We start from the raw sequence: 426 nt of genomic DNA on the forward strand, positions 1-426 counted from the left end.
TAAGGTCACGAAGGTCTTTTTGAGGATCGCACCAATGACATTGATGCGGCCTTTGGCCTGCCAATCGTGTGTCCCGAAGCAGCGCCGCCCTTTCGCCGAATAGCCGTGTGTGCGGGGCATAGACTGGGCAAAACCGCTTTCATCCAGATAAACAATCGGTTTCCCCGCTTGCTCATAGTGGCCGATGCGTTCGATAAAAGCCTGACGAGTCTGAGCGTCAGCGTTGGGGTGTCTTAGCGTTTTTTTTGACCGTTATTTTCAGCCGTTTCAAGGCGTAGTGGATAGCAGACTGCGCAACACCCAGGCGTTTTGCTTTTTCCCATTGATAATCATCGGGATAATTTTGGACATCGGTGAGAAGCGCTTCATCACTGATTTTCGTGGGCGGCTTATTCCGTGTCACACAGGGTTCTATTTTGTGATGCC

Annotated in this window: 2 protein-coding genes; both read right to left on the reverse strand. The window is 50.9% G+C overall.

The window, feature by feature from the left end; translation table 11 throughout:
- Positions 1-195, reverse strand: a 195-nt coding sequence (locus tag AAC855_RS21265; RefSeq protein WP_340612127.1) for a transposase, incomplete at its 3' end; no start/stop codon positions are given.
- A gap of 22 nt (positions 196-217) precedes the next feature.
- A partial coding sequence (locus tag AAC855_RS21270; RefSeq protein WP_340612125.1) for an IS630 transposase-related protein occupies positions 218-426 on the reverse strand: 209 nt, incomplete at its 5' end.

Source organism: Xenorhabdus bharatensis (assembly GCF_037996705.1).
GTDB classification, from domain to species: domain Bacteria; phylum Pseudomonadota; class Gammaproteobacteria; order Enterobacterales; family Enterobacteriaceae; genus Xenorhabdus; species Xenorhabdus bharatensis.